Here is a 2,398-nt window from a genome sequence, read left to right on the forward strand (position 1 = left end):
GCCTGCGATCGCTGTATCGCCGCTCGCACTGCGTGCGTAGTCGCGGCACTGCCGTGTAAAACCTGTCCCATAGTGCCTCCTTATCGATGCTAAAATCGCTTATACCATGACACCCTGGGATTGAACATCTAGTTGTGTTAGGACTTCAGTCATTGCCTACTCTCGCCCTCGCGAGCGTAACAAAAGAAATATTGAGGCAGCGGTGAACCCGCTAACGCGTCTGGCGCCCTGCGCGTCGGTGTCGTAGTCCCTCAAACCATCATCGGCAATCTTGATGATTTCATCGGCCAGGAAATCGGCTTGCATGTCCCGCGCGCGCGTGCTGCGCGGAAAAGCCGTCCCTGCCGTCCTCTGGTAGGCTGATTAATTGGACTGACAGCAGAGGATGTTAAGACACGTGACGAACGCCGAACTTTGGGCCCGCTGTTACGGAAAGACCGCTCATGCTTTACCCCGTTCACTCGGCGGGCCAACGGTTTTGCCCGAGTGCTGATCCAGCCATGCAGTCAAAGTGAACTCGCCCAGTATGGAGTCGCCGCTCTCTCCCGTTATTTCAACCGCCTTGCGCTTCGGCGCGATGTACTGCGCAAGTTCTTTATACATCTGCGCACGGATGCCGAGTTCGGCCGCCTCGTCCATTGCGATACGCGCCATACCCTCGATAGGATCGCAGCCCAGCGCTTCTAGTCTCTCGGTGATGGCGACCGTTCTTTTGTTCGGAGCACCTTTCGCCCGCCCACCTCTTCTTTCCCCTGGTCTGGCACCTCGTGGCATAACTATTCTCCTCTACTTTCGTAAACTAGCGCTGGTTGCCATAGTCACCGTATCCTGATAAGCAGTGTATCAATATGCACGGGTCATCACGCGAAGTTCGCCGCGGACAAATGGGCCAAGGTATACATCTACTGGGATGCTACAGCACTTGTCTTTCTTGTCGGAGATAATAAACCTCATAGCACCCGTCCGCCTCCATCCCACCCTGAAGGCTGATTACGTCCACGCCAATCCGGCCCTCAACGTGAGCGGCCTACACAGCGATCTGCTGCATGCGACACCCGTGCAGTACGGTCTGCCGCGGCGGGCAATGTCAACTTCGAGTAGAAACTGAATTGATGAATGAAGCCACAGCCCGCATCAAGATCAACAAGCTGCTCGAAGTGGCGGGCTGGCGTTTCTTCGCGGATGAACTCGGTCCCGCTAACATTGGGCTCGAATCCACCACCACAATCAAGCCGGCCGACCTGACCGCCCTGGGCGACAACTTCGAGAAGACAAAGAAAGGCTACCTCGACTTCCTGCTTTTAAACGCCAAAGGCTTTCCCCTGATTGTGCTGGAGGCGAAGGCCGAGAGCATAGAGCCGCTGAGCGCCAAGGAGCAGACGCGCAAATACGCCCGCTCCCAGAACTGCCGTTTAGTTATGCTTTCCAACGGCAATCTGCATTACTTCTGGGATCTCGACCGCGGCAATCCTTACCTGATCACCTCATTCCCGTCGCCGGATTCGGTCATTGGCTACCAGAAAATCGCGCCCAATCCGCAGCGCCTCATCGACGAGCCGGTACGGGACGACTACATCGTCCTTTCGCAACGGCCGGCATATGCATCGGAAGCGGCCTGGAGGATAGCGGAAGAACGTCCCGAGTACATTCAGCTCAACAAACTGCGTTTTCTGCGTTCCTACCAACTCAAGGCGATCCACGCGCTGCAACGGGCTGTCAGGGACGGTAAAGACCGTTTCCTCTTCGAAATGGCGACTGGCACCGGCAAAACGCTTATTGCGGCGGCCGTCATCAAACTGTTCTTGCGTTCCGGCAATGCACGTCGCGTGCTGTTTCTTGTGGATCGCCTGGAACTGGAGGATCAGGCCAAAAAAGCATTTACTGCTTTGCTTTCCGCTGATTTCCAGACCGTAATCTATAAAGATAATCGCGACGACTGGCGGCACGCCGAGATCGTGGTCACCACCGTCCAGTCGCTCCAATTCAACAATAAATACCAAAGACTTTTTTCTCCCACCGATTTTGACCTGGTGATCTCCGACGAGGCGCATCGGTCCATCGGCGCGCGCCGTGTTCGACTATTTCATAGGCTACAAGCTCGGCCTCACCGCCACGCCCCGTGACTACCTCCGGCGTTTCGACAAGGCCAAGCCCTCGATGCACGATCCGCGCGAGGCCGAACGTAGACTATTGCTCGATACCTACCGCACCTTCGGTTGCGAGAACAGCCAGCCCACCTTCCGCTATTCGCTGCTCGATGGCGTAAAGGAAGGCTTCCTTGTCAATCCCACGGTGGTGAATGCCCGCACGGAAATCACCACCGAACTGCTTTCCGAACAAAAGTTCGTCGTCACGGTCACCGACGATACGGGCGAGGACCAGCAGGAGACTTACAAGC

At 56.2% G+C, this 2,398-nt stretch carries 1 protein-coding gene and 1 pseudogene; one reads left to right on the plus strand and one right to left on the minus strand.

The genetic code is table 11. From position 1 onward, the window contains the following. Positions 1–441: 441 nt before the first annotated feature. Complete coding sequence (locus H0V34_14015; protein ID MBA2492753.1) at positions 442–654, minus strand: hypothetical protein; 213 nt, start codon at positions 652–654, stop codon at positions 442–444. A 458-nt stretch (positions 655–1,112) separates the two neighbouring features. On the opposite strand from H0V34_14015, the pseudogene H0V34_14020 reads away from it, so the two are divergent. Next, a pseudogene (locus tag H0V34_14020) lies at positions 1,113–2,398 on the plus strand (DEAD/DEAH box helicase family protein).

The organism is Gammaproteobacteria bacterium (genome assembly GCA_013696315.1).
GTDB lineage: Bacteria > Pseudomonadota > Gammaproteobacteria > JACCYU01 > JACCYU01 > JACCYU01.